Raw genomic sequence first — 23,924 nt, 5'->3', positions numbered from 1 at the left:
ACCGGTTTAATTCAAAGTTTGAACATCACGAGTAATTCAGGATTAGCCACAACAGGTTCAAAATTGACATCTATGGGATTGATATTAGTAGGGTAAGTCTTTTGATATCATTACCAGCCATATAAGACTCAATTCATATAGTCAAAATGACCATTAACACGCTGAAGGAACTCATGACCGCAAAAAAAAGAAACAATCATTACAATCTTCTATGAAGTTTGCTCCTTACTTTTAGTCTCAAATTTTAGTATAACATAGTATGAAAATAGAACATTTAGCCCTTTGGACAAAAGACCTTGAAGCTGTAAAAAAGTTTTATATCAGGTATTTTGGGATGCAGTGCAGTGAGAAATACACAAATACCAAAAAGAATTTTTATTCCTATTTTTTATCATTTCAGGGAGCTGAAACCAGAATAGAAATTATGAGCCGACCTGATATTGAAGAATCGGACAGGCCACATTCAGTATCTTATGGATTAACTCATTTTTCTATATCAGTTGGTAGTATAAGTAAAGTTGATAGCTTAACAGAAAGACTTCGTAACGATGGCTATAATGTAGTAGGAGAACCACGCACTACAGGAGATGGATATTACGAAAGTATTATTGAAGATTGTGAAGGAAACTGGGTTGAAATTACAGTGTGATGCAATTGTTATGCATTCAACACCAAAATTGTCACCAATAAAATACAAAAGCCTGTAAGTTTTTTAACTTACAGGCTTTAATGTGATCCTGAAGGGATTCTTTGTATTTTTTATAATTTGCTTATTTCCAAATTACTACAAAAGCACTTAAAACCAAGGTCTCTATATAGTCTCGTCTGATGTTTTATCATTTGTAAAAATAGCAATAAGTTTTGAAAGAACTTGGTTATGTTATTGACAAAATCATTATCTTTTAAATTCTAATAGGGTATATTACAATGCTTTGTTTAGATATGAAACCGCTACTCATTATTGTTCATAAAGGTCATCGACTCAAGTAAATCTTTTACATTGATGGTAGCTATTCCGGTTGATATATCCGACATGGCATATGGAATAATTAATTGTTGATGAAGCAATAGGCCGCCGCACGAATAGATAACGTTAGGCACATAGCCTTCCCGTTCCGTTTTTGTTGGTGTTATCAGTGGTTCATCCAGTCGGGCTATCACTTTTGTAGGATTATCCAAATCAAGTAATATCGCCCCAATGGCGTATTGACGCATGGCACCAACACCATGGGTGAGCACCAGCCATCCCTTATCTGTCTCAATAGGAGACCCGCAATTGCCAATCTGTATGAATTCCCAGGGCTTTGTTGGTTCCTGAATAATCTGGGATGATTGCCAGAAGTGCAAATGATCAGAAAACATAATGTGGTTGTTCTCGCCATCCTGCCGCGATAACATCACATACTTCCCATTAATCTTTCGTGGAAACAGTGCCATTCCCTTATTCTGAACAGCTTCTCCATTCAGAGTCATCACTTTAAAGCGGAGAAAATCCTTGGTTTCAATTAACTGGGGTAGGATGCTGAACCCATTATATGCTGTATAGGTAGCATAGTAGGTCTCTTCACCATTGTCATCCTTAAACATTACAAAACGGGCATCTTCAATTCCCCTGCTTTCGTTATCCGATGATGGAAAAATGACCCGTTCTGAAATACTACTGGTTTCATCAAACTGAAGCGTATAGTTGGAGTTGGCCACCCAGTAAATGATCTCAATAACTTTATCATTGCATTCAAAATCAGTATCTAAGTATAGCACACCTATGCTCACCTTTAGCTCCTGATAAGAAAAGGTGTCCGGAATCTGGTCAAATATGCGAATACTTGTTTCATCCCAGGCGTCCAAATCCTGCAGTTTCAATTGAAACAAGTGCTTGTCATAGGCTGAGTTGTGGCACACCGAGGCTTGCTCGACATACCTGCTGGTTTCGTCAAATGAAAATGAACCATCTGTATTGATCACCCCACTGCGAAAAACAATGGAGGAAATATGGCCTTCACCCGTGGCCCGCAAGCTCATAATAAACCTCAGGCAGCCATCTACCACATATTTTTGGTTTGGATGAGCAACAATGGAAGGGTTAAATAAAGCGGCTGATTCAATGGAGTATTCCATGGTTAAATAGGCGCCAATAAGCATCCGCATATTTTGGCTTAGCTGCACGCAGGCTGGAATATACTCTGAGACTTTATTAAAATGCTTAATCAACTGGTGATCCAGATTTCTATGTCTGCTTTCAAAATCACGATACACTTTTTGTAATTCCCGCTCAACCCCGCCATTAGTAAGCTTTAGTACCCTGTTGATGATGTTATTGATACGCGTTAATTCACCTGGGATATGAGCGCGTGTGATGACGCGAGAATCGTCTCCATGGATGATTATTTTCTGCCTTTGCACTAGTTCCGAAGCGTTTTTGTCCTCAATCTTAAATACTGTCATGGCCTTGTAATGTATTTGTTAATGATTCAGAATACTTTTATAAACATCAATATACCCTTCAACCATTTTATCTTGCGAAAAATTGGAGATAGCCCACTGCTTGCAGTCCCATCGATTGATGTTTGAAGTCTTATCAACAGCAGCAACGGCTTCATCAAGCGTATTGACTAAAAAACCGGTTTTACCATCAAGTATGATCTCGGACATTGATCCTCTGTTAAAAGCGATGACTGGAGTTCCGCAAAACATAGCTTCTGCTACACTTAATCCAAACGGTTCATTGAAACTAATCGGATGTAACAGGGCAAATGCCTGCCTCAGCAACTCATCCCGCTGTTTAGGCCCTGAATTACCAACATATACAATGTCTTCGTTATTGAGATGAGGTTTAACACGGCTGTAAAAATAATCTTCATCCTGAACCAATCCAGCAATAATAAGCTTGCGTTTTGTTCTTTTTGCTATCTGAATGGCCTCGTAGGTGCCTTTTTCAGGGTGTATTCTGCCAAAGAAGAGCAAGTAATCGTCCGGAATGCTATTAAAAGTGAAATCAACCGGATTAATGCCATTGTAAACTGTGGCGATATAATTGAGTTCAGGGCTTCGATCAGCATTGCTAATCGAAACATAAAAATTATGGTTGTTGTAGCGCTTAAAAACCGGGATAATTTTAGGTGATGAAAAACCATGAATGGTAGTAACCATTGGAGTTTTGATAAGTCTGGAATAGCTCAGTGGCAAGTAATCAAAGTGATTATGGATGATATCAAAATCATTGGCTTGTTCCATCAGGAAGCTGATGTGAAGACATTCCCACACCTTGGAAGCGATCGAATCGTCCTCGCCATAAGCGGTAGGCGAGATAGATTGCAATTTAGCATTGGTATTGGAGTTACCGGTTGCGAATAAAGTCACATCCAGCCCTTTGGCAACCAAGCCTTCGGTAATGTTAGAAGCGACCTGTTCCCATGGTCCATACCTTAAGGGAGGTGTTCTCCATGCTATTGGTGATAATATGGCTATTTTCATGGGCCTGTAATTTGTTTTATTATACTATACCTAATCTCGCTTCGGCGAGATGAAAATCGTTAAGAAAATTTCATCCTCAGTTGAAAAATTTTCTTGTGTTGGCTTCATGGCTTTACGTTTTAATTCTTGAGGCAGTATCAATTAACACTCCAATTAATCAGGCATTTAATGTGTTGTTGCCAAATGTCACTTGTTACGAAACTTAACTTTATTCTACTTCGACTACTGGCTTATAAAGCTTGTCTAAGATTACTAAGACAATGATCAACCAATTCGTCAATAACGGCTGTTCCAACACACATCACCTTATCAGCGCCTCCCCAGTACAGTTTTAATGTCCCATCGGGTTCAGGTATGGCCCCACAGGTAAAAACAACATTGTGCACATAGCCGGTTATCTCATACTCTTCTTCAGGCTGTAAGATCCATTCATCGCCAACTGCAATAACAACAGATGGATCTTCAAGCTTATGCAAGGCAACTCCTAAGCGGTAAACGCATCCATCCATGGTAGGAAATACACCATGGTATATATTTAACCATCCACGCGATGTTTTGATGGGGCTTGCTCCGGGGCCTATTTTCATTTCATCCCAATGGTATTGCATTGGACGCATAATCAGTTGTGATTGACCCCAATGAATTAAATCGGGCGAATAGGATATCCAGATGGACCAGGGAGATATTTCGGAGTGCGGACGATCTAATCGGGCATAAAGGTTATTGAACTTTTCGGGGAAAATTACCACGTTCCGGTAGTCGGCTTCGGTAATAAGCGCAACGCGCTGAATATGATCAAAGTCTTTGGTCTTTGCCAGTCCAATCCTTACACCATATTGGGAGTAGGCACTGTAAGTAATTAAATACTCTCCATCTATCTTTACAATGCGAGGGTCTTCAATGCCATAAGCTTCGTATTTTTTAAACGGTTGCTCCTTTGATTGAATCATAAAGGGGTGCTTATCAACAACAAAGTTAAAGCCGTCATAACTCACTGCTTTACCCAATATGCTACGTCCATTAAATTTATGGGATCTGAAAATCATGATGTACTTATTCTCATGTTTGATCATGCCGGCATTATGCACTGTGGCAACAGGATAGGGCACATCATCTTTCTGTAAAATCGGATTGCCTGAATATCTTTTTATTAACATCTCTAATGATTTAAAGGTAAGTAGGTGCATTTCGTCGTAATTGACATCACTTAAGGCTGTAAAAATCTTCATGTGCTTTTAACACCGTTAAGTGTGAAATAAGGTAGGCCAGGGTGCTTTCGGCACCTTGGTTTCGATTGATTCCATCACGCTCTAATCCATCGCAGCATCCATGGGTCTCAAAATCATAGAGTCGCATGCGTAAATCGTTTTCGCCAAGAAACCACATAAAAGAGGTGAATAATTTGCTTAAGTATTCTTTGTTTTTGGTGAGGCTATAGGCCTGATGAAACATCAGAATTATGGCCATAGCATCAACCGGTTGCTGACTAAACATAGCTTTGCTACCGTTTTTGTTAAACCATCCATCATTGCCTATTAGAGACAGGTAGCCATCACTCAAAGTGTGCCGAATCAAAAAGTTCATAGATGCAAAGGCAACACTCCTGATGCGTTCATCGTTAAGTCTTTCAGTTGCATGCAATAGGGCAAGAGGAAGCATGGCATTATCGTAGGTTAATAACTCTTCAAACCAATTCCAGTCAGCAGAGCTATTATTATCATAATGAGTAACCAGCTTATTGGCTAATCTTCTTAATACGGCCACCATACTGTCGTTATCCGGCGAATTATTTAAATAATGGCTTATTCCTATTATCGTATTGGCAATGCTGCGAATTGATTTTAGTTCTTCAAAAATTGGTGCCGCATTAAAGAACAAGGAATGACTTGCCTGGTAATAGGAATCATTGGGTGCATTAGCCATTAAGTAGCCTAGAGCCCAAATGGTTCGGCCAAAGGAGTCTTCTGAACCTACGTTGTCTATATAGTTGCGATTGAAGCTCAGGAAGTTTCTAAAGGAGCCATCCTCGTTTTGCATGTAATGGATATAACTCAGGTACACATGACATAAATTCAGTGCCTTTTTACTTTTTTTCTGGGTGTAGGTCATGAGTGCCATTAGAAGTGCTCTGGCATTATCATCCAGGCAATAACCATCTTTCAAATTAGGTATGCCATATTTAGCATGTTGAATAATACCGGTATCATCTGTTAATCGTTTAATATGTTTAAGCGAAAAAGCTGGTATCATCAATAAGTCAAACGGCTGGTCATTATCGTCATCCTCTTTTATGCATTCCTGAATAGTGTGAACCAGCAATTCGCTGTACTTTATACCGGTTATTGGCCAGGTAATTTCCTTACCATAGTTACCTGCATTTTTTCTAAAGGTGCTCAGCTCCTCAGGGTGCTCTAATAAATTAATCAATATGTCGCCCAGTTGTTCGGAATTGCCAAAATCAAACAGAAGCCCCCGGTTATTGGCAAGCAATTCAACAGCATGCCAATAGGGTGTTGAAATAACACAAGAACCCACACCGACAGCATACGAAAGGGTTCCGCTGGTTATCTGTGCCTCGTTGTTGTAAGGTGTGATATAAATATCCGATGCATACAAGTACATAAATAGCTCATTCTGGCTCATATACTTATGCGGAATAATCACATGGCTTTCCAAACCCAAAGTTTTGACCAGTTGCCTCAGGTAGATGAGATACTCTTCTCCGGAATAGCGCAGCACATTGGGGTGGGTTTTGCCCAATACAAAGTAGAGGCTATTGGGATGCTTTTCAATTACCTTTGGCAAAGCTTTAATGGCCACATCAATACCTTTGTTTCGCCCCAAAAAACCAAAAGTGAGTATCACATTTTTATTCTGAAGCTTTAAGGCGCTTTTTGCCTTCTGATGGTCAAGTTTGTATTGTGGCACACCGTGTTCAATCAGTTCTATTTTATCCTTAGGCACTTCATAAATTTCATCCAGGAAATCAATAGCCTTTTGAGTCATTACAACTATTTTGCAAGCCTTTTTACATATCTCCTGAAGTATTAACTTCTCGCTGTAGGACGGGGTGTTAAGGATGGTGTGAAGAGTTACAACAAGAGGTATTTTCAGGCGATGTATCAATGGAAGGATATACACTCCATCCTTGCCACCAAAAATGCCGAACTCATGCTGTAAAATACAAATGTCGGTGCCACTGTGGTTTATAAATTTTGCGGCATCAATGTAATCACGCTGGTAATCCTGCCGGATAATCTGTTCCACTTCATTCGGATACGAAAGCAATTTATCTGAATTGTTTAACGCAATAATGCTAACATGGTTCTGGTGATTTGCCCCAATAATCGATTCGTAAAGGTGGCGGGTGAATGTGCCGATGCCACATTCTCGGGGTGGGTACGTTCCTATTATTGCTGTTTTCATAATCTCATTCATATCATTATAAATCGTCGATCAATTAGTTGCAACAACTAATTATTAAAGTATGAGGTTATGGAAGCGCATTTCAAACCATAACAAGTTAGTGAAATAATAATGGAATAGATATAATATAATCATCTTTTACGGGAGAATACTAATGCATATCTATTTCTGCAGATAGAGTCTTGTTCTTTTAATAGTACGATATCGAAAACTGAAAGCATTAATTCTGACAAAGGCTTTAAATTCGACGATAGATAGCCCAAAACGGCTTTATAAAAAATTCGAATATCCTTAACTTTATACTGCGACTCCCATACTTCAGTGCCTTGTTTGTATTTGCTACAGAAGGAAGGAGTGGTATGAAGTGACAACTGAAAAGCCTAATATAAACACATGAAAGTCTACATCAAAAATATGGTATGTATTCGCTGCCAGATGGTTGTTAAGAGTGAACTGGATAAGCTGGGATTGGAATATACTGATGTAAAAATTGGGGAGGCTTGTATCATCGGGCCAGTGTCTGATGAAACCTTGAAAAAATTAGATGCGGCATTAAGAAAAGCTGGGCTACAGCTTATGAGCAATAAGAAAAGCATCCTCGTTGAAAAAATAACCAATGCGATTATTGAATTGGTGCATTATACCGAAGAACAAATAAAAGTGAACCTATCGGATTACCTGAGTGAAAAACTTTGCTACGACTACACCTATCTGGCTAATCTGTTTTCGGAAGTAAAAGGCATCACCATAGAAAAGTTTTACCTGAAGCATAAAATCGAAAAAGTAAAAGAGCTCATTGTCTATGATGAACTAAACCTTTCAGAAATAGCTTACAAGATGCATTACAGCAGTGTTGCACACCTATCCAACCAGTTTAAAAAGATGACGGGCCTGACACCTTCTCATTTTAAAAAGCTTAAAAACAAGAGACGTGACACACTCGAAAATGTGTGAATTTTGCAAAATTAAACAGGAAAAATGTAATGCCTTTTTTGACTGACTATACGAAATTTGCACCAATACAATTCTCGCAGACGCAATGGTTGCATTGTTTCTGATAAACAAACCATTTGCAAGCACTAAAGCTGTGAGGATACAACTCATTGGTGGGGAATGGGATTAGCTATGAGCAGGCTAAACTATATTGATTAAAGGTGATAATGAACATTTTACTTGTATATCCGTTATATCCCGACTCCTTCTGGAGTTTTAAACATGCGCTTAAGTTTATATCTAAAAAAGCGGCGGTACCTCCACTAGGCCTCATCACTGTATCGGCCATGCTGCCACGTGAATGGTATAAAAAACTGGTTGATTTAAACATTTGTGAACTGGAAGCTAAGGACATTCTTTGGGCCGATTTCGTTTTTATTAGTGCCATGCACATTCAAAGGCAATCCGTCAATAATATCATTGCGGAGTGTGTGAAACTGGGAACAAAAATAGTGGCAGGTGGTCCGCTTTTTACTCAGGAGCATCATAACTATCCACAGATTGACCATTTTGTCTTGAATGAAGCAGAAATCACCTTACCCTTGTTTCTGGCTGATTTGGCAGATGGCCATCCCGCCAAAGTATACAAAACAGACCAATTTGCCGATCTATCGCATACGCCAAGGCCTGATTATCACCTGTTGGAAATGAAAAAGTATTTCTTCATGAATATTCAGGTTTCCCGCGGGTGCCCTTTCTCATGCGACTTTTGTGAAATCACCTCCCTTTTAGGGCATAAGGTGAGAATGAAAAAGCCGCACCAGATTATTCATGATTTGGAGGAATTATACCGCTTAGGCTGGCGTGGACCTGTTTCAATTGTGGATGATAATTTTATTGGCAACAAAAAAGAAATTAAATACCAATTACTTCCTCAGATGAGACAATGGATGCAACAGCACAATTATCCTTTTGTATTTAATATCCAGAGTTCTATTAATGTTGCCGATGATCACGAACTCATGTCATTGATGGTTGAAACTGGCATAACGTCAACTTTTATCGGCATAGAAACACCCGATGAAACATCGCTTCATACCTGCAATAAACTACAAAACAAGGGTAGAAATTTGTTGCAATCCATTACAACCATTCAAAAGACAGGGTTGACCGTTTCGGGCGGCTTTATTGTGGGATTTGACAGCGATACGCCCAGTGTCTTTCAACGGCAAATTGACTTTATCCAAAAAAGTGGTATTGTTTCGGCAATGGTGGGCTTGTTAAATGCTCCCAGGCATACACAACTATATAAGCGCTTAGAGGCAGAGAAACGTTTAACCAAGGAAACCTCAGGGAACAATACCGATTTATCAATGAACTTTATCCCTAAAATGGATTACCATCAATTGTTGGATGGATATAAAAAGATAATCGCAGCTATATATGCCACCAAGCCATACTATAAAAGAGTTCGCCAGTTATTTTTGAATTATAATTACACCTACAAACAACATCAGCGAATCAACTTGTCACTGATTGTTGCCTTTCTTAAGTCCATGTATATCATTGGCATTATTGATAAGGGGCGTATCGAATTCTGGAAATTATTAGCATGGACCTTATTTAAAAAGCCTGCCTTGTTGACCGAAGCCATCACTTTTGCTGTTTATGGCTATCATTTTAGAACGGTATATGGCCTTAACCCGGGTTAGTAAAATGTGTGAATGATGTAAATGAAACTATCTAAAGTGTAACGAATTATGCAGTTTATAGAACTACCTTTGTTTTATAAGTAAAGTAGAAAATATGTCATCCACTGAATTAGAAAAATCAAAGACTCATATTTTAATTGAGATCATTGAATATGTTCCCAACTCTGTGGTAAGTAAAACCATTATAAGAAAAACCACAGGTAATGTGAGTGTAGTGGCTATAGACACTGGCGAAGCACTTGCTGAAAAGACCTCGCCCTTTGATACCTTTATGCAGGTGATTGAAGGTCAAGCAGAGGTGGTCATTGACCATCACTCTAATTTCCTTAAAACAGGCGATGGAATAATCATACCTGCCCATACATCCCATAATGTAAAAGCCAACGAAAGGTTTAAAATGATTTCAACCTTCATAAAGAGTGGCTATGAGGATGTAGCAATTTGAAAGTCATAAAATAGTCTGTATTTTGAGGAGAATAGTCCGCTAGTTAATCAATCCTATTTTAATTTGTAGGAATCACAAATACTGGAATACTTGAGCCAAGTAACACCTTTTGAGTAACACTGCCAATAGTTGTGTTTTCAAACCATTTGCGACTATGTGAACCCATAACTATCATATATGCGTTTAACTGATTAGCAACATCAATCAATGAATCGGCACATGAGCCATTGGCTACCATAACTTCAATATTCTTATCTGCAAGATGTAACATCGCCTTTTTAAGAAATTCCTGCGAAATAGCATCAGGGTCAATTTTTTCAGGTGCAATAGGTGTGTCATCTTTTAAATGACCTGAAAAACCAATAATTACCACTTTCCCCAACGAACTGTAATAATCTGCTGTAGCTTTTACATGCACTAGCGTAACCTTCGCTTTTAAAGCCTTAGCAAGGGCATAACCTTCCTCAGCCACCTTTTGGGCGCTGGGATCAAAGTCAAGTGCAATAATAACTCGTTTCATCAGATGATAGTTTAATTGTTAATTAACCCATGCAAACAATCATAATTCGTATAGGCTTAGAAAACAAGCCGGCCTAATAAAAGGTTCCTTTTAAGAAACCCCTCATTACTAACTTAATTATTTATCACTAGGCTATGCTAATTAATTTGTTACTCGCCAAATAAGCCTCATAAATATCACTAGTGCAGCAAATGCCAACAACCAATGCACGGTTCCTGAAGAATGAAATCCAAAAAAGATAATTCCCCATATGACTATTAATAGTCCTGCTATAACATACAATAAATTTTTCATGGTATTTTGTTTAAATAAGTATGCAAACAAACCAAATCTGATTAATTCAGCAGTTGGTTCATTAAAAGATGATACAGTATAATTGACTGGTTAACCAACTAATACTTCCACGCTAAAATCAAGGTTATTTCTTTATACGTGACTTAATGGTTCATTAAAAACATCTTTATTGAAGCAATCATCTTAGCCTGATCCTTATCAGATTGTAACTTAGCCAATTTATGCTTGTGGGTATTTTCTTATATGAACAAGTAGCGAAGCAATTATTCTATAAAGCCTTATCATTACCTAATTTATAAAGAAATACCTCCTGCCATATACAAAGTTACGATCCAATTAATGGGGAGTCCTTACACAAATCCATAAATATGTTACATAATTCACACATTGGACACTCTTAAAATAACAGGAGAATATCGTAATGAAGCCTGTTCAACAGCAGCATGCGTTATTCAAAACACAATATCATCGCACCGATTTGCGAAAAAGAAGAGATACAGTGGTCAATTATGTATTGAACCTCTGAATTTTAGTTTCACATAAAACACCCATTAATAGGGTCTTTTTAATTATTTCGTCAGATAATATTGCAAGTCTTTTGATCGTGAAAATTTGGAAATGTATTGCTAAGTAATAGCATCAACCTGCTAGTTGGTATTATGAAACTCTACTGCCGCAATAGATTAGTTTTTAAATTAGCCATCCTGCTGCTTTCTACTTTTACTTGTTTCATATGGCCTAAATTCATCGAAAGGTATACAAATGGTTTGTACCAGTTGCCCACTAATCGCTTCAATACAGACGTTTTACTATAAAACTTCTTCCTGGCATTTATTTTGCCCAGTTGCAGCTCAAGGGGTGTCATGTTTTTGGGCTTAAACACAACTGTATTGTGGTCATAATACTTCCAATCAGTTGTTATTAAGCGATCTTCATTTTTCAGTTTCTCATACACTTTGGTTCCGGGATAGGGCGTTAACACATTGAATGAAACGGTGCTCACTTTGTTTCGCACCAGGAATCGAACTGTTTCCTCAAATATTTCCTTTGTGTCGTCATCAAAGCCGAAAACAATGGATGCATGGATAAGAATTCCCATCTTTTTCACTTTTTTAAAAGCGTGTTCCAGATGTTGAATTTCCTTTATCGATTTGCGCATGGATAGCAGCTGTTTTACCGATACACTTTCAATACCTAGAAAGAGTGATTGACATCCACTTTCAGCAGCCAATTGAATTAACTCATCATCACCTACTAATAAAGATATTGAAGCTTGTCCAACCCATTTAATTTTTAGCGGCTTGATAGCTCTAAAGAGCGCTTTGGCATATGCAGGGTTGCCAATGATATTATCATCCAGAAAAATAAAAACCTTGGCCTTCGATTCCTTGATATCACGAACCACATTCTCGACTGAAATATGTCGTATTTTTTGTCCGAATAAGTTAGTGACGCAACAAAAATCACAATTATAAGGGCAGCCACGGGTTGTTAATATTGGAATGATATTGAACAGTCTTTTAGATGCTATCTTTCCAAAATCTTTGCGAACATATTTCTCTAAATCAGGATTAGGGTTATGGTATTTTTGCTTCAAAGCATTGTTCTCAAAATCACTCAGAAGTGTCTCCCAAACACCTTCTGCTTCACCTATTACCACCGCATTTGCATGCAATAGTGCTTCGTCTGGAAGTATGGTAGGGTGCACACCACCCAGTATGACCGTTTTCCCTCTTTTCTGAAAAGCATCGCAAAGCTGATAGGCCCTGGGGGCATTGGCCGTCATGCAGCTTATGGCCACCAAATCACATTCATGTTCCAGGTTAAGCTCTTGTGTTTCTTCCTCTATCACCTCTACATCAAATCGTTCAGGAGTTAATCCTTCAAGTATATAAAGGGCCAGCTGAGGTATCATAAGCCCTTTGTTCGTTCTTTTTTCGGCATCTACAGTTGGTGAAATCAAGAGGATAGTCATGATAAATAGTATTAATCATTATTGTTGGATGAAGCTCGTTTTAAGTTACGAATATTTTAGAGTACAGTCATAATATTGATTAACTTCACACTCAGATAAATAGTTAACAGCCAATCTTCAATGGCTAATCAAAAATCATAACCTTATGAATACAAACCTGGCAGTACTAATTGATGGTGACAATATCCCATCAGCCAACGTCAAAGAAATGATGGAGGAAATTGCCAAATACGGCAATCCCACCATTAAACGTATATATGGGGACTGGACAAAACCAGATTTGAGTAAATGGAAAAAGGTATTGTTAGAGAATGCCATCACACCCATACAGCAGTATGCCTATACGGCTGGTAAGAATGCCACAGATTCAGCCATGATTATTGATGCCATGGATATCCTTTACTCCGAAAAAGTAAACGGGTTTTGCCTGGTATCCAGCGACAGTGATTTCACCAAACTGGCAACGCGTTTAAGAGAAGCCGGATTGCTGGTGATTGGGATGGGAGAGAAAAAGACGCCAACACCCTTTATTGTAGCATGCGATAAGTTCATCTACATCGAAATCTTAAAATCCAGGGCCAAGGAAAAAGAGGATGAAGACGATAAGGAGGATGAAAAAGAAACGTTTGATAAGATTACCTCAAAGGAAATTAAGCTGATAGCCGCCACCATCACCGACCTGTCTGATGACGATGGCTGGGCATTTTTAGGTGATGTAGGCAGCTTGTTGCAAAAGAAACGCCCAAACTTTGACCCGCGTAACTATGGGTTTCAGAAATTGACTCCACTGATTGATTCTATCAATCGATTTGAGATAGAGCAAAGGGATAGCCCCAATAGCCGGCACAAATTGATCTATGTGAAAAACAAGCTAAAAAAACATACCAAAAAATAATGTGCCACAATCCGAACACTTCAGCTGTATGGCAAATTGCCGATAGACGTATAAAGAAGTACGCATTAAATAGTGGAGGCTCATCAGGGAGTATTGTCACTCAAAAAATCATCTTCAGTTGGACTTTTTACCATGGTCAAAAAATCCCATATCTCGCTCAATATGAGCTGTTCTTCAACTTCGGGTGGTTTAATACCATCAAGGTATTGTACTTCAGCAACACTTTTAAAAAACTTCTCAAAATTGGCATAATAGCCCTCTGTGCGTATAAAGCGAACAAATACACGTGGAAAGCTTAGCTTAACAACAAACTCATATTTGGGAAAGAATAGATTGTTGGTACCCAGATAATAGTTTTTAAACTTTTCAGGAATCATAATTTCTTGTTTTTTTGAATAAGGTCAGTTGCTGAACGGTAATCGTATTAGGTGCCCATAGTATAATTACCGTTACCATTACTTATGGCAAGGTAAAGTAAATTTAAATTCGCTGCCTTGTCCCAAATTACTTTCTACCCAAATTTTACCTCCTTCAATTTCAATAAATTCTTTACAGAGTAACAAGCCTAAACCGGTTCCCGGCTCTTGTGCGGTACCATAGGTTGAGTGAATGGCTTCCTGCTTAAAAATCTTTCGCAAAGCATCTTCATGCAGACCAATTCCATTATCTTTCACAACTATTTCAATAAAATCTTTTTTTGCAAGGGCAGTAACTTCAATAGTACCATTGTTATCTGAGAACTTTATTGCATTATTTATCAAGTTTCTGAAAACTGTGGCAATCATATGCCTATCTATATAGGCAACAATATCTTTGTCGATAAAGTTATAAATGGTTATGTTTTTTTTATGAGCATTTAATTGCGCAGAATTGATGGCTTCGGCTAGAATGGGTGATATGTTGATACGCGACGGTTTAAATGGCATCTTATCGTTTTGAACATTTAACCATTCTGATAAGCTAATAAGTAATTCGTATGTTATTTTAGACGACCGGTATAACATTTTCAGGAAGCTTTCAATTTCCTCCAATGTATAACTCCGAAAATCATTAATAAGCAACTCTACCAACCCCAAAATTCCATTAAAAGGGTTTCTTAACTCATGCGCGATTATCTTGTAGAATTTATCACGGGCTTTTATTACCTCCTCAAGATCATTTATTCTGCCGTTGACAATCTTTTCAATTTTTCGTTGTTGTTCGTTGACAATTAGCTTTAGATCGGCATTTTGCTGTTCTAGTTTTTGAATATAATCATCTGTGGAAAGACTTTTCATCGAATTTAGTTTAACCTCTGTTTCGATATACTTAATAAATACCTTACTAAAAACCGAGAGCTTGAAAGTAGTGCAACAAAAACATTTAAAAACTCGTTGACTTTACAGCAAGTTAGTGAAAATATGATGGAATACTCACAAAATAACATATTATACAGGCTACTTATCTTTGAAAACTGGTGTATTTCCAAATATTGAAGAAGCAACAAGAAAGTTAAGTGAATAAAAAGAAACCTTTAGCTCTCATTAAGAATTAATTAATTTCAATATTATTGCAACAAAGGTCAATAAGCCAATAAAAGTCACCCACCTTTTATTACATGCTTCATCAAATTTATTATGGGCCATGATTTGATACAAAAGAGTTCGGCATAAACGCGCCAAAATCAATCAAAGACATTTTACTTTCCATCGCACAAGCCCGACAGCAAAAAACTTGCTATTATTGCGTGCCGCAAAATACAAGCCCTTTGCTCTGTCCGCTCAAAATATCTTTGAATTTATTTTTCTTTCCATCGCACCATGCTATTTATTCCGCTTCCTTTTGCTAAACCATGACCTTTAAAATAGGGTGGCTTACGCATGTAAAAAAGCCTTAATGTATGTATAAAAAAGAGAAGTAGACGAAAAATTAATCAGAGGAAATCTCTAAATAGATATTAGTGTCTGTCTCTTAAGCGAAGCTATTAGCAAGTTTATGTTTTGGTGCGACCAAAACTTTAAAATGCATCCCGTCGGTCTAATGTTTTTAAGATGCAAGATGTGTTTTTCGGTACCCAAAAACCATATACTTGCTCTCCGAGAGGCACTAAAAAAACCTCGCCATTTGTTATCTAAACGACGAGGTACAAATCCAAACTGTTTTTACAGAAGCGTTTTCAGTTTCTTCATATCCATACTGATTTTCGAATCGATTATTTTCCCATAAATCTGAGTTGTCTTTAGTGAATTATGTCCGAGCATTTTAGAAACTGTTTCGATGGGAACTCCATTCGCTAAAGTAATAGAGGCAGCGAATGTATGTCGGGCCACATGCATCGAGAGTTTCTTGTTGATTTGACAGATATCCGCAATCTCTTTTAAATAGGCATTCATCTTTTGATTGGAGTTAATGGGTAATAACCTACCTTTCTCACTATTAATCGGGTAATCTTTATACTTCTCAATGATACTTTTTGCTTTAGATAGCAACGGAATACGACAACGAGTATTGGTTTTTAAGCGATCAGTAACAATCCACTCTTCACCATCATGACCACGGCTAAGATTATTTGGTGTAAGGTTCACTATGTCAGAATAAGATAGCCCTGTATAACAAGCAAATACAAACACGTCTCTTACAATGTTTATCCTCGTAAATGCAAACTGTTTGCGTTCAATTCTAGTGACCTCTTCCAGAGTCAAGTAATCCCGTTTCCCTTGAAAGCCTTTGATTTTAAAATTGACATAAGGGTTTTTTTCCAATAAATTCATGGCTATGGCATCATTCAGCACCTTTTTCAACTGTTTATGGTATTTTCCAGCTGTATGCCCGGACACCTTATGTTTGACTTTCAGCCAGGTATCAAATGAATTAATAAAGTTATAATCAATCCTATTAAGGGCAATATCTTGCCTGGTGTTCATTTCAATTAAAAAGAGTTTAAGGCGTTTGAGTGTGGTTTTGTAATGTTTGTAAGTACCGTATGAGTAACCATAACCGATTTTCTTTTCTATGGAATCAATAACAAGCTGAAAGACTTTAACCAGATAATTCTTTGGTGTACCACATAAGCGCTCTTTAATGGAGCGAATATCAAACTCTTCACCTAGTGCATCCAATTGATAGTAGGTCTCGGTCAGCTTATTGACAACCTTGGTAAGTCGGTTATTCAATAATTTAGAATTGGGATATCTGTTGCTGATTTTCTGTCCCGTTTTATCCCAACTGTCAAATGAAATAAAAACTCCGGTCGACAACTCGATACGTTTGCCATCCAAAGTAGCTCTGAGGTAAACAGGGTAGGTTCCATCACTTCTTTGTTTTGCCTTTTTTAAAAGGAGGTTTGTTGTAATTCTCATAACACACAGTTTTAAAAGTTAATATCCTGTGTTTTACCTGTCTCAAGGTATTAAAGAGAATTCCCAAAACAAAACTCAAAACAGGTCAAAACACATCAATGTAAATCTCAAAACATCAGAGTGTTGACTTATTTTATCGAGACCATTAGGATGAGAGTGCAACTACTTGTAGGAAGGGTCTCGATTTAGTCTCGATAAACCTGCATTTTAATGGCTATACTTAACATTTTTATAAAATAAAAAAGCACCTAAAGTGTTCACTTTAAGTGCTTTTAGTTTGAAATAATTATTCAATCAGTGATCCTGAAGGGACTCGAACCCCTAACCTCTGCGGCCGTAACGCAGTGCTCTATCCAATTAAGCTACAGAACCATTAATTTATATTGCTTTGTTTGTGAACCATTGTTCTCAAATGCGATGCAAAGAAAGGGTATTTAGTTGAAATACGCAAACTGAAAAACCTTAAAAAATGTAATAAAACTCAATGCTGGCGCACCTTGCAGAGCAAACTAGGTGGTAGGCTGATGGTTATGATTGTGCAGAAAAAATAAAAAAAAGCTTCAGGATAGAATTAGTCTTTATGACAAGACTTGTATCAAACAATAATATGTCATTTCAGAAAGTGTCCGGCTCGGGCATCAGCCAATGAACCATAAAACCAGATTGGTTGGACGGTTAAAAATCGTTTTATGTTTGAGCGTAGCGAGTTTAAACGATTTGAGTCAAAAAACCATAGTTTTATGAGTGAAGTGGGTAAAGCCTTGATTTTCTTTGCTGCGTTTCTGGCATCAAGGCAAGAATTAAGAATCGTGAATGCGATAAAAGGGGCATGCAAAGCAATGAACAAATGAAGTCGGGTTTGGGCGAAGCGCCAATTATACTATTAATTAAGATTAGCCTGATTCATGACTAAAAACTGGCTATACATCTCACAGATGCTTAACAAGTTCCTGAGACTTTCATACAAAAAATCGCACCTGCTAACAGATGCGATTTCTTATTTTATTGTTGCTTATTTTACCAGATAGTTGCTCTGTTTTCAGGCGCAATATACAAGGCAGCAGTATTATCCAGATTAAAGGCATCGTAAAACTCCTGTATATTAGGCAGTGGACCGTTCACACGGTTTTCACCCAACGAGTGTACATCAACCTTTGTCAGGCGTGCTATTTCCTTATCGCGTATGTTTTGTGCCCATACACGCGAATAGCCCAGGAAGAAACGTTGTACATCGGTGAAGCCATCAATTTTGGCAACTTCTCCTTTATCCTTACTGGCATTTTGGTAGGCCTGGTAGGCAATAGCTAATCCACCCAGGTCGGCAATGTTTTCGCCCAATGACAGCTCGCCATTAGCGAAAGTACCTGGTAACACCTCAATCTTGTTAAACTGGTCCACCAAAATTTGAGCACGCTTATTAAAACGTTCTGAATCGTCCTCGGTCCACCAGGTTTGCAGGTTACCATCTTTACCATACAGGCGTCCTTTGTCGTCAAAGCCGTGTGTCATTTCGTGGCCAATAACCACACCAATAGCTCCATAGTTAACGGCATCGTCACCATCGAGGTAAAAGAAAGGAGGTTGCAAAATAGCGGCAGGGAACACAATTTCGTTACCCACCGGACTGTAATAGGCGTTCACTGTTTGCGGGAACATGTGCCACTCTTCTTTGTCAACGGGCTGGCCAATCTTCGACATCTCAAAGTCAAAGTCAAAACGGTTACTGGCTAAAATATTATTCAGGTATGAGTCGCCACCAATGGCAAGCGCTGAATAGTCGCGCCATTTGTTTGGGTAACCAATCTTAACGCGTATAGCTGCAAGCTTTTCATGAGCCGCCTGCTTGGTTTCGTCACTCATCCATTCCAGTTGATCGATACGCTGACCAAAGGCAATGCGCAAATTCTCTACCAGATCATCCATACGCTGCTTGGCTGCCGGCGGGAAGTACTCAGCTACAAACAGCTGACCTACTGCTTCGCCCAATGCACTGCTGGTGCTGCCCAGTACTTTCTTCCAGCGTGGCTCCATGGCTTTTTGTCCCGACAAAGCTTCACCATAAAATGCAAAGTTGGCTTTCACAAAATCATCACTCAGGTAAGCTGCTGCGTTGCGAATTACTGTGGCTGATAAAAAGGCTTTCCAGGTACCCAGATCTTCTGTTTCATACATCTTGGCTATTGCCTTGATAAAAGCCGGCTGGTTCACATTGATATCGCCAGGCTCGGGCATGTTGATACCGCTTAAAAAGGCCATCCATGGAAATTCTGGAGCCATCTCCTGTAAGCCGTCAACACTTACCTTATTATAGGTAGCATGCGGATCACGGTTTTGCAGACGTGTGTTAGAGGCTTCTGCCAAAGCTGTTTCAAAGGCCAGTACAGTTTCAGCTTGCTCGGCTGCTTCGTCTTCGGCCTGGCCAGTCAAGGCAAATAGCTTGGTCAGGTAAATTGTATAAGCTTCGCGCAGCTTAACCGACGTTTCGTCATCTTCCAGGTAATAGTCGCGGTCGGGCATACCCATACCACCCTGGTAAATGCCGGCAATGGTCATCTCACTGTTTTTCTGGTCAGCCGAGGCATAAAAATAGAAGAGAGGTGAGATCTGTTGTGCCTGTAATTCACTAATTATATCGACCAATGCCTCTTTAGAGTCAATGGCTACAATCTTATCAAGTAAGGGCTTAATAGGCTGATAGCCGGCCTTGTTGATGGCAATGGTATCCATACCGGCATTGTAAAAATCACCAATCTTTTGTGCGAGGCTTCCGTTTTCAGCTTCTTCAGCAGCAGCTTTCTCCACAATGGTTCTTACTTTTTCTTTACTTTCCTCAGCCAGCTTATCAAAACTGCCAAAACGGCTCTTATCATCGGGCAGCGGGTGTTGTTTCATCCAGCCACCGTTGGCATACAGGTAAAAATTTTCTCCGGGATTAACGCTCAGATCCATGTCTTCGGCAGAAAATACCGGCTTGACTGGTGCTTTAGCGCTTTGTTTTGTTTGGCAGGCCCCAACGGTTAAACCCAGGGCACAGGCCAACATCACAGACATTTTTTGCATAGATGTTACTTTAGTTGTTATTAGTATGATTTTGAATCTATCGTGCTTTTTTGAGCATGCCAAATTAAGTCAATAGCCACCAGACCACAAAAGAATTTGGTATGATTGATCACAGTAATTTTTGAAAGTCTGATGTGGTCATATCGTCTTAACTTGATGATTACCTGCAGGCTTATTAAACACAGAGACAGTTTTTAACACAATTTGAAGAAAAACGGATAAACAAATCTGAATTATCCTTGTTTAGCAAGGTGTATTTTGTAATGTAGAGATTGCAATTTGGCCAAAACAATTTGGTAAAAAAGATTGTTTTAAAGTCGATATTTAGATTTAATATAAATAAGAAATTTGAGTTAAAAGTAATACAAAGAATAAATAACGATAAGCATATGTCAACATTTGAAATTTTAATGCCGAAAATGGGCGAGAGTGTCGAAGAGGCAACCATTACCAAGTGGTTTGTTTCTGAAGGTGACACCATTCAGGAGGATGATGTGTTATTGGAGATTGCTACCGATAAGGTTGATTCTGAAATTCCGTCGCCTGTTGCCGGAACAGTAAAAGAGATTAAATACCAGGTGGATGATGTGGTGGCTGTTGGCCTGCCTGTAGCGGTTATCCTGTTAGAAGGTGCCGAAGATACTGAGGAAGAAGCTCCTGCAGCAAGCGCGCAACCGGCCGCTCAGGCTAGTGAAACAACTCAGGTAGCAGCTCCGGTTGCTGAAACCGCAGATGTTAAATCCATTAACGCCGATTCTGATCGCTTCTATTCACCATTGGTGCGCAGCATGGCCAGTCAGGAAGGGATTGGTGCTGATGAGTTAGAGAAGATTCCGGGCACCGGCAAAGATGGCCGCGTCACAAAAGCTGATATGCAGAATTACATTGCCAGCCGTGGACAACAAGCGCCTCAGCCGGTAGCTGTAACGCCTGCACAGCCAGCTACTCAGGCTGCTGCAGCTTCACAACCGTCACCGGCACCAAAAGAACATAAGGTGAATGTGTCTGTTTCGGCCAATGACGAGATTGTAGAAATGGGACGTATGCGCAAGCTGATTGCCGATCACATGGTGATGTCGAAGCAAGTATCACCGCACGTAACCAGCGTGGTGGAGGCAGATGTGACGAATATGGTACTTTGGCGCACAAAAATAAAAGATGCTTTCCAGAAGAAGTATGGTGAGAAGATTACTTACATGCCAATTATTACTGAGGCTGTGGCTAAGGCATTACGCGATTTCCCGGGGGTGAATGCCTCTGTAGATGGTGACAAAATTATCCTGCGCAAGAATGTGAACGTGGGTATGGCCGTGTCATTGCCTTCGGGTGATTTGATTGTGCCGGTCATCAAAAATGCCGATCAGAAAAACCTGGTGGGGCTAACTGGTGATGTGAATCGACTGGCTAATGAGGCACGCGCCAACAAGCTGTCTGCTGATGATATTCAGGGTGGTACATTTACCATCACCAACTTCGGTTCGTTTAAAAACATCATTGGTACACCTATTATCAATCAGCCACAGGTAGCTATTCTGGCTACGGGCTCCATCGAAAAGAAACCCGCTGTTATTGAAACACCAACGGGTGATGTGATTGGTATTTGCCACAAGATGTTCCTGTCGTTGTCCTACGATCATCGAATTGTAGATGGCGCATTGGGAGGGGCATTCCTTCGTCGCATTGGCGATTATCTGGAAGCCTTTGATATTAACACTGAGATTTAATTTATTGATACAATAGCAGTAATGAAGCTGCAACAGAAGTGGCTTCATTACTTTACTTCACACTTAAACTTTTTAATATGAGTGATATTCCTAAGATACATTCCATTAAAAAAACAGATAAGGAGACGTTGATGAAGTGGTACCGCCTGCTGTTTTTGGGCCGCACCCTCGACGAAAAGGCGCCTAACTATCTGAAGCAGGCCATTGGCTGGTCGTACCATGCACCGGCTGCAGGTCACGATGGTATTCAGCTGGCCATTGGCCAGGTGTTTGACCGTTCAAAAGATCACCTGTTTCCCTACTACCGCGATTTGATTACCAACCTCTCGGCTGGTTTAACAGCAGAGGAAATCATTTACAACGGTATTTCCAAAGATACGGATGTAGCTGGTGGTGGGCGTCATATGTCCAACCACTTTGCCAAACCGGAATGGAACATTCACAATGTATCGTCATGTACTGGTAACCATACTTTGCATGCAGTTGGAGTGGCTCGTGCCATCAAGACCTACGAGGCCAAAGGGGTGGCTTTTAGCTCACAGGGTGAGTCATCTGTATCTGAAGGTTATGTATATGAAGCGATTAATGGAGCATCGAAAGAGCAGCTGCCGGTTGTATTCGTGTTTCAGGATAATGGATATGGTATCTCTGTACCTAAAAAAGACCAGACTGCCAACCGAAAAGTTGCACGTAACTTCGAGAGTATGAAGCATCTGCGTGTGATGTACTGTAATGGTAAAGACGTATTTGATTCGATGAACACCATGCTGGAGGCCACCAAATGGGCTGAAGAAAACCAGAAACCGGTGATTGTACAGGCTAACTGTGTGCGTATTCACTCGCACTCCAACTCCGATCGTCATGAGTTGTATCGTGATGATAATGAGTTGGGTTACGTAAAAGAATACGATCCTTTGGCAAAATATCGTCGTCTGTTGTTGCGCTACGAGCGAGCCACAGAGGAAGAGCTGAAGGCCATTGAGGAAGATGTGGCGGCAGAAGTGAAGGTGGCGCACCGTAAAGGAATGGCTGCACCGCACCCAACACCCGAGTCGATTCACGACTTTGTGCTTCCAGAGCCTTATGTGTCAAGTAAATATCCTGATGGCACACACACCTTTGATGGTGAACCACAGAAGCTGATACAGGGATTAAACGAAACGCTGAAAGCTGAATTCCGCCATAACCCGGATACTTACATCTGGGGACAGGATATCGCCAACAAGGATAAAGGGGGTATTTTCAATGTGTCGAAAGGCATGCAGCAGGAGTTTGGCAAGAAGCGAGTGTTCAATGCACCTATTGCCGAGGACTTTATCATGGGTACCGCCAATGGTATGGTGCGCTTTAATAAGAATATTCGCGTGGTGGTTGAAGGCGCTGAGTTTGCCGACTACTTCTGGCCGGCCATGGAGCAGTTCGTGGAAACAACGCATGAATATTGGCGTACGAAAGGGCAGTTCTCACCAAATATTACAGTGCGCCTGGCTTCGGGTGGATACATTGGTGGTGGCCTTTATCACTCGCAAACCATTGAAGGTGCGCTGGCAACGTTCCCGGGTGTGCGTATTGTGTATCCGTCGTATGCCGATGATGCAGCCGGATTGTTGCGTACCAGTATGCGTTCCGAAGGGATGACGGTATTCCTGGAGCCCAAAGCACTCTATAACGCACCGAAGGCGGCTACACCAATTCCCGACGATTTTGAGGTGCCGTTTGGTAAAGCACGCACTCGCCGCGAGGGTAAAGACATGACCATCTTTACTTATGGTAACACCACGCACATGTGTGTGGAAGTGGCCGAGCAACTTGCCAAAGAGGGACTTGGAGAGGTGGAAGTGATTGATTTACGTTCGATTATTCCATTGGATACAGAGGCTATTTTGGCATCTGTTAAAAAGACCTCTAAAGCCTTGGTGGTGCACGAGGATAAGGTATTTGGCGGTTTTGGTGGCGAAATTGCGGCTCAAATCACGACGGATGCTTTTGAATACCTTGATGCCCCGGTTAAGCGTGTGGGATCAACATTTACCCCGGTTGGCTTTAACCGGACATTAGAAGCTGCCGTTCTGCCAAATAATGAGCGAATTATGGAGGCAGCCAAAGAACTATTAGCGTACTAATTTTA

At 39.8% G+C, this 23,924-nt stretch carries 17 protein-coding genes and 1 tRNA gene; 7 read left to right on the top strand and 11 right to left on the bottom strand.

Annotated elements, in window-relative coordinates; all coding sequences use genetic code 11:
- Positions 1 to 259 precede the first annotated feature (259 nt).
- Complete coding sequence (locus tag KEM09_RS12295) at positions 260 to 649, top strand: VOC family protein (protein WP_212228690.1); 390 nt, start codon at positions 260 to 262, stop codon at positions 647 to 649.
- 302 nt (positions 650 to 951) lie between these two features.
- On the opposite strand, the gene KEM09_RS12290 is transcribed toward KEM09_RS12295, so the two are convergent.
- From KEM09_RS12290 to KEM09_RS12275, 4 genes are all read right to left on the bottom strand, one after another.
- The gene (locus tag KEM09_RS12290) at positions 952 to 2,445 is read right to left on the bottom strand and encodes a glycoside hydrolase family 130 protein (protein WP_212228688.1); all 1,494 of its coding nucleotides are present in this window, start codon (positions 2,443 to 2,445) and stop codon (positions 952 to 954) included.
- Positions 2,446 to 2,463: 18 nt separating this feature from the next.
- Positions 2,464 to 3,474: a glycosyltransferase family 4 protein gene (locus KEM09_RS12285; RefSeq protein ID WP_212228687.1), complete on the bottom strand. Its 1,011-nt coding sequence runs from the start codon at positions 3,472 to 3,474 to the stop codon at positions 2,464 to 2,466.
- Positions 3,475 to 3,704: 230 nt separating this feature from the next.
- Positions 3,705 to 4,703: a glycoside hydrolase family 130 protein gene (locus tag KEM09_RS12280; protein WP_244824985.1), complete on the bottom strand. Its 999-nt coding sequence runs from the start codon at positions 4,701 to 4,703 to the stop codon at positions 3,705 to 3,707.
- The gene (locus KEM09_RS12275; RefSeq protein WP_212228686.1) at positions 4,678 to 6,900 is read right to left on the bottom strand and encodes a glycosyltransferase family 4 protein; all 2,223 of its coding nucleotides are present in this window, start codon (positions 6,898 to 6,900) and stop codon (positions 4,678 to 4,680) included. The genes KEM09_RS12280 and KEM09_RS12275 overlap by 26 nt, the downstream gene beginning before the upstream one ends.
- A 393-nt stretch (positions 6,901 to 7,293) precedes the next feature.
- On the opposite strand from KEM09_RS12275, the gene KEM09_RS12270 reads away from it, so the two are divergent.
- From KEM09_RS12270 to KEM09_RS12260, 3 genes are all read left to right on the top strand, one after another.
- A complete protein-coding gene (locus KEM09_RS12270) occupies positions 7,294 to 7,854 on the top strand; it encodes a helix-turn-helix domain-containing protein (RefSeq protein ID WP_244824984.1) in 561 nt (186 codons plus the stop codon).
- 206 nt (positions 7,855 to 8,060) lie between these two features.
- Positions 8,061 to 9,545, top strand: a complete 1,485-nt coding sequence (locus tag KEM09_RS12265) for a B12-binding domain-containing radical SAM protein (protein WP_212228685.1) — start codon at positions 8,061 to 8,063, stop codon at positions 9,543 to 9,545.
- A gap of 94 nt (positions 9,546 to 9,639) precedes the next feature.
- Positions 9,640 to 9,990 (top strand): cupin domain-containing protein, encoded by a 351-nt coding sequence (locus KEM09_RS12260; protein ID WP_212228684.1) that lies wholly within the window; start codon positions 9,640 to 9,642, stop codon positions 9,988 to 9,990.
- Between the two features lie 58 nt (positions 9,991 to 10,048).
- Here KEM09_RS12260 and KEM09_RS12255 read toward each other — a convergent pair whose 3' ends face one another.
- Both KEM09_RS12255 and KEM09_RS12250 read right to left on the bottom strand, forming a co-directional pair.
- Complete coding sequence (locus KEM09_RS12255) at positions 10,049 to 10,510, bottom strand: universal stress protein (RefSeq protein WP_212228683.1); 462 nt, start codon at positions 10,508 to 10,510, stop codon at positions 10,049 to 10,051.
- A gap of 961 nt (positions 10,511 to 11,471) precedes the next feature.
- On the bottom strand, positions 11,472 to 12,779 hold the full coding sequence (locus tag KEM09_RS12250) for a B12-binding domain-containing radical SAM protein (RefSeq protein WP_212228682.1): 1,308 nt from the start codon (positions 12,777 to 12,779) through the stop codon (positions 11,472 to 11,474).
- 145 nt (positions 12,780 to 12,924) lie between these two features.
- Here KEM09_RS12250 and KEM09_RS12245 point away from each other — a divergent pair, with 145 nt between their 5' ends.
- Positions 12,925 to 13,674, top strand: coding sequence for an NYN domain-containing protein (locus KEM09_RS12245; protein ID WP_212228681.1), 750 nt, complete (start codon positions 12,925 to 12,927; stop codon positions 13,672 to 13,674).
- Positions 13,675 to 13,757: 83 nt separating this feature from the next.
- Here the strand turns inward: KEM09_RS12245 and KEM09_RS12240 are convergent, their stop codons facing one another.
- From KEM09_RS12240 to KEM09_RS12220, 5 genes are all read right to left on the bottom strand, one after another.
- Positions 13,758 to 14,051, bottom strand: a complete 294-nt coding sequence (locus tag KEM09_RS12240) for a hypothetical protein (RefSeq protein WP_212228680.1) — start codon at positions 14,049 to 14,051, stop codon at positions 13,758 to 13,760.
- Between the two features lie 78 nt (positions 14,052 to 14,129).
- Complete coding sequence (locus KEM09_RS12235) at positions 14,130 to 14,951, bottom strand: sensor histidine kinase (RefSeq protein ID WP_212228679.1); 822 nt, start codon at positions 14,949 to 14,951, stop codon at positions 14,130 to 14,132.
- Between the two features lie 864 nt (positions 14,952 to 15,815).
- The gene (locus tag KEM09_RS12230; protein WP_212228678.1) at positions 15,816 to 17,012 is read right to left on the bottom strand and encodes a site-specific integrase; all 1,197 of its coding nucleotides are present in this window, start codon (positions 17,010 to 17,012) and stop codon (positions 15,816 to 15,818) included.
- A 298-nt stretch (positions 17,013 to 17,310) separates the two neighbouring features.
- Positions 17,311 to 17,384 (bottom strand) — tRNA-Arg (locus KEM09_RS12225).
- 645 nt (positions 17,385 to 18,029) lie between these two features.
- The gene (locus KEM09_RS12220; RefSeq protein WP_244824983.1) at positions 18,030 to 20,072 is read right to left on the bottom strand and encodes a M13 family metallopeptidase; all 2,043 of its coding nucleotides are present in this window, start codon (positions 20,070 to 20,072) and stop codon (positions 18,030 to 18,032) included.
- A 389-nt stretch (positions 20,073 to 20,461) separates the two neighbouring features.
- Here KEM09_RS12220 and KEM09_RS12215 point away from each other — a divergent pair, with 389 nt between their 5' ends.
- Together KEM09_RS12215 and KEM09_RS12210 are read left to right on the top strand one after the other, a co-directional pair.
- Complete coding sequence (locus tag KEM09_RS12215) at positions 20,462 to 21,796, top strand: dihydrolipoamide acetyltransferase family protein (RefSeq protein ID WP_212228677.1); 1,335 nt, start codon at positions 20,462 to 20,464, stop codon at positions 21,794 to 21,796.
- Between the two features lie 77 nt (positions 21,797 to 21,873).
- Positions 21,874 to 23,919, top strand: a complete 2,046-nt coding sequence (locus KEM09_RS12210; protein ID WP_212228676.1) for an alpha-ketoacid dehydrogenase subunit alpha/beta — start codon at positions 21,874 to 21,876, stop codon at positions 23,917 to 23,919.
- The last annotated feature ends 5 nt before the right edge of the window (positions 23,920 to 23,924 follow it).

The sequence above is a fragment of the Carboxylicivirga mesophila genome (assembly GCF_018271975.1).
Taxonomy (GTDB): Bacteria; Bacteroidota; Bacteroidia; order Bacteroidales; family Marinilabiliaceae; genus Carboxylicivirga; species Carboxylicivirga mesophila.
Note: the sequence above shows the minus strand (reverse complement) of the source record. Positions and strands in the feature narration are given on the sequence as shown.

Coding starts and splice junctions, on each gene's coding strand:
- KEM09_RS12285 (WP_212228687.1), bottom strand. CDS start 3,474: ATGAAAATAGCCATATTATCACCAATAGCATGGAGAACACCTCCCTTA.
- KEM09_RS12250 (WP_212228682.1), bottom strand. CDS start 12,779: ATGACTATCCTCTTGATTTCACCAACTGTAGATGCCGAAAAAAGAACG.
- KEM09_RS12270 (WP_244824984.1), top strand. CDS start 7,294: ATGAAAGTCTACATCAAAAATATGGTATGTATTCGCTGCCAGATGGTT.
- KEM09_RS12215 (WP_212228677.1), top strand. CDS start 20,462: ATGTCAACATTTGAAATTTTAATGCCGAAAATGGGCGAGAGTGTCGAA.
- KEM09_RS12265 (WP_212228685.1), top strand. CDS start 8,061: ATGAACATTTTACTTGTATATCCGTTATATCCCGACTCCTTCTGGAGT.
- KEM09_RS12275 (WP_212228686.1), bottom strand. CDS start 6,900: ATGAAAACAGCAATAATAGGAACGTACCCACCCCGAGAATGTGGCATC.
- KEM09_RS12295 (WP_212228690.1), top strand. CDS start 260: ATGAAAATAGAACATTTAGCCCTTTGGACAAAAGACCTTGAAGCTGTA.
- KEM09_RS12290 (WP_212228688.1), bottom strand. CDS start 2,445: ATGACAGTATTTAAGATTGAGGACAAAAACGCTTCGGAACTAGTGCAA.
- KEM09_RS12235 (WP_212228679.1), bottom strand. CDS start 14,951: ATGAAAAGTCTTTCCACAGATGATTATATTCAAAAACTAGAACAGCAA.
- KEM09_RS12240 (WP_212228680.1), bottom strand. CDS start 14,051: ATGATTCCTGAAAAGTTTAAAAACTATTATCTGGGTACCAACAATCTA.
- KEM09_RS12245 (WP_212228681.1), top strand. CDS start 12,925: ATGAATACAAACCTGGCAGTACTAATTGATGGTGACAATATCCCATCA.
- KEM09_RS12210 (WP_212228676.1), top strand. CDS start 21,874: ATGAGTGATATTCCTAAGATACATTCCATTAAAAAAACAGATAAGGAG.
- KEM09_RS12255 (WP_212228683.1), bottom strand. CDS start 10,510: ATGAAACGAGTTATTATTGCACTTGACTTTGATCCCAGCGCCCAAAAG.
- KEM09_RS12230 (WP_212228678.1), bottom strand. CDS start 17,012: ATGAGAATTACAACAAACCTCCTTTTAAAAAAGGCAAAACAAAGAAGT.
- KEM09_RS12220 (WP_244824983.1), bottom strand. CDS start 20,072: ATGCAAAAAATGTCTGTGATGTTGGCCTGTGCCCTGGGTTTAACCGTT.
- KEM09_RS12280 (WP_244824985.1), bottom strand. CDS start 4,703: ATGAAGATTTTTACAGCCTTAAGTGATGTCAATTACGACGAAATGCAC.
- KEM09_RS12260 (WP_212228684.1), top strand. CDS start 9,640: ATGTCATCCACTGAATTAGAAAAATCAAAGACTCATATTTTAATTGAG.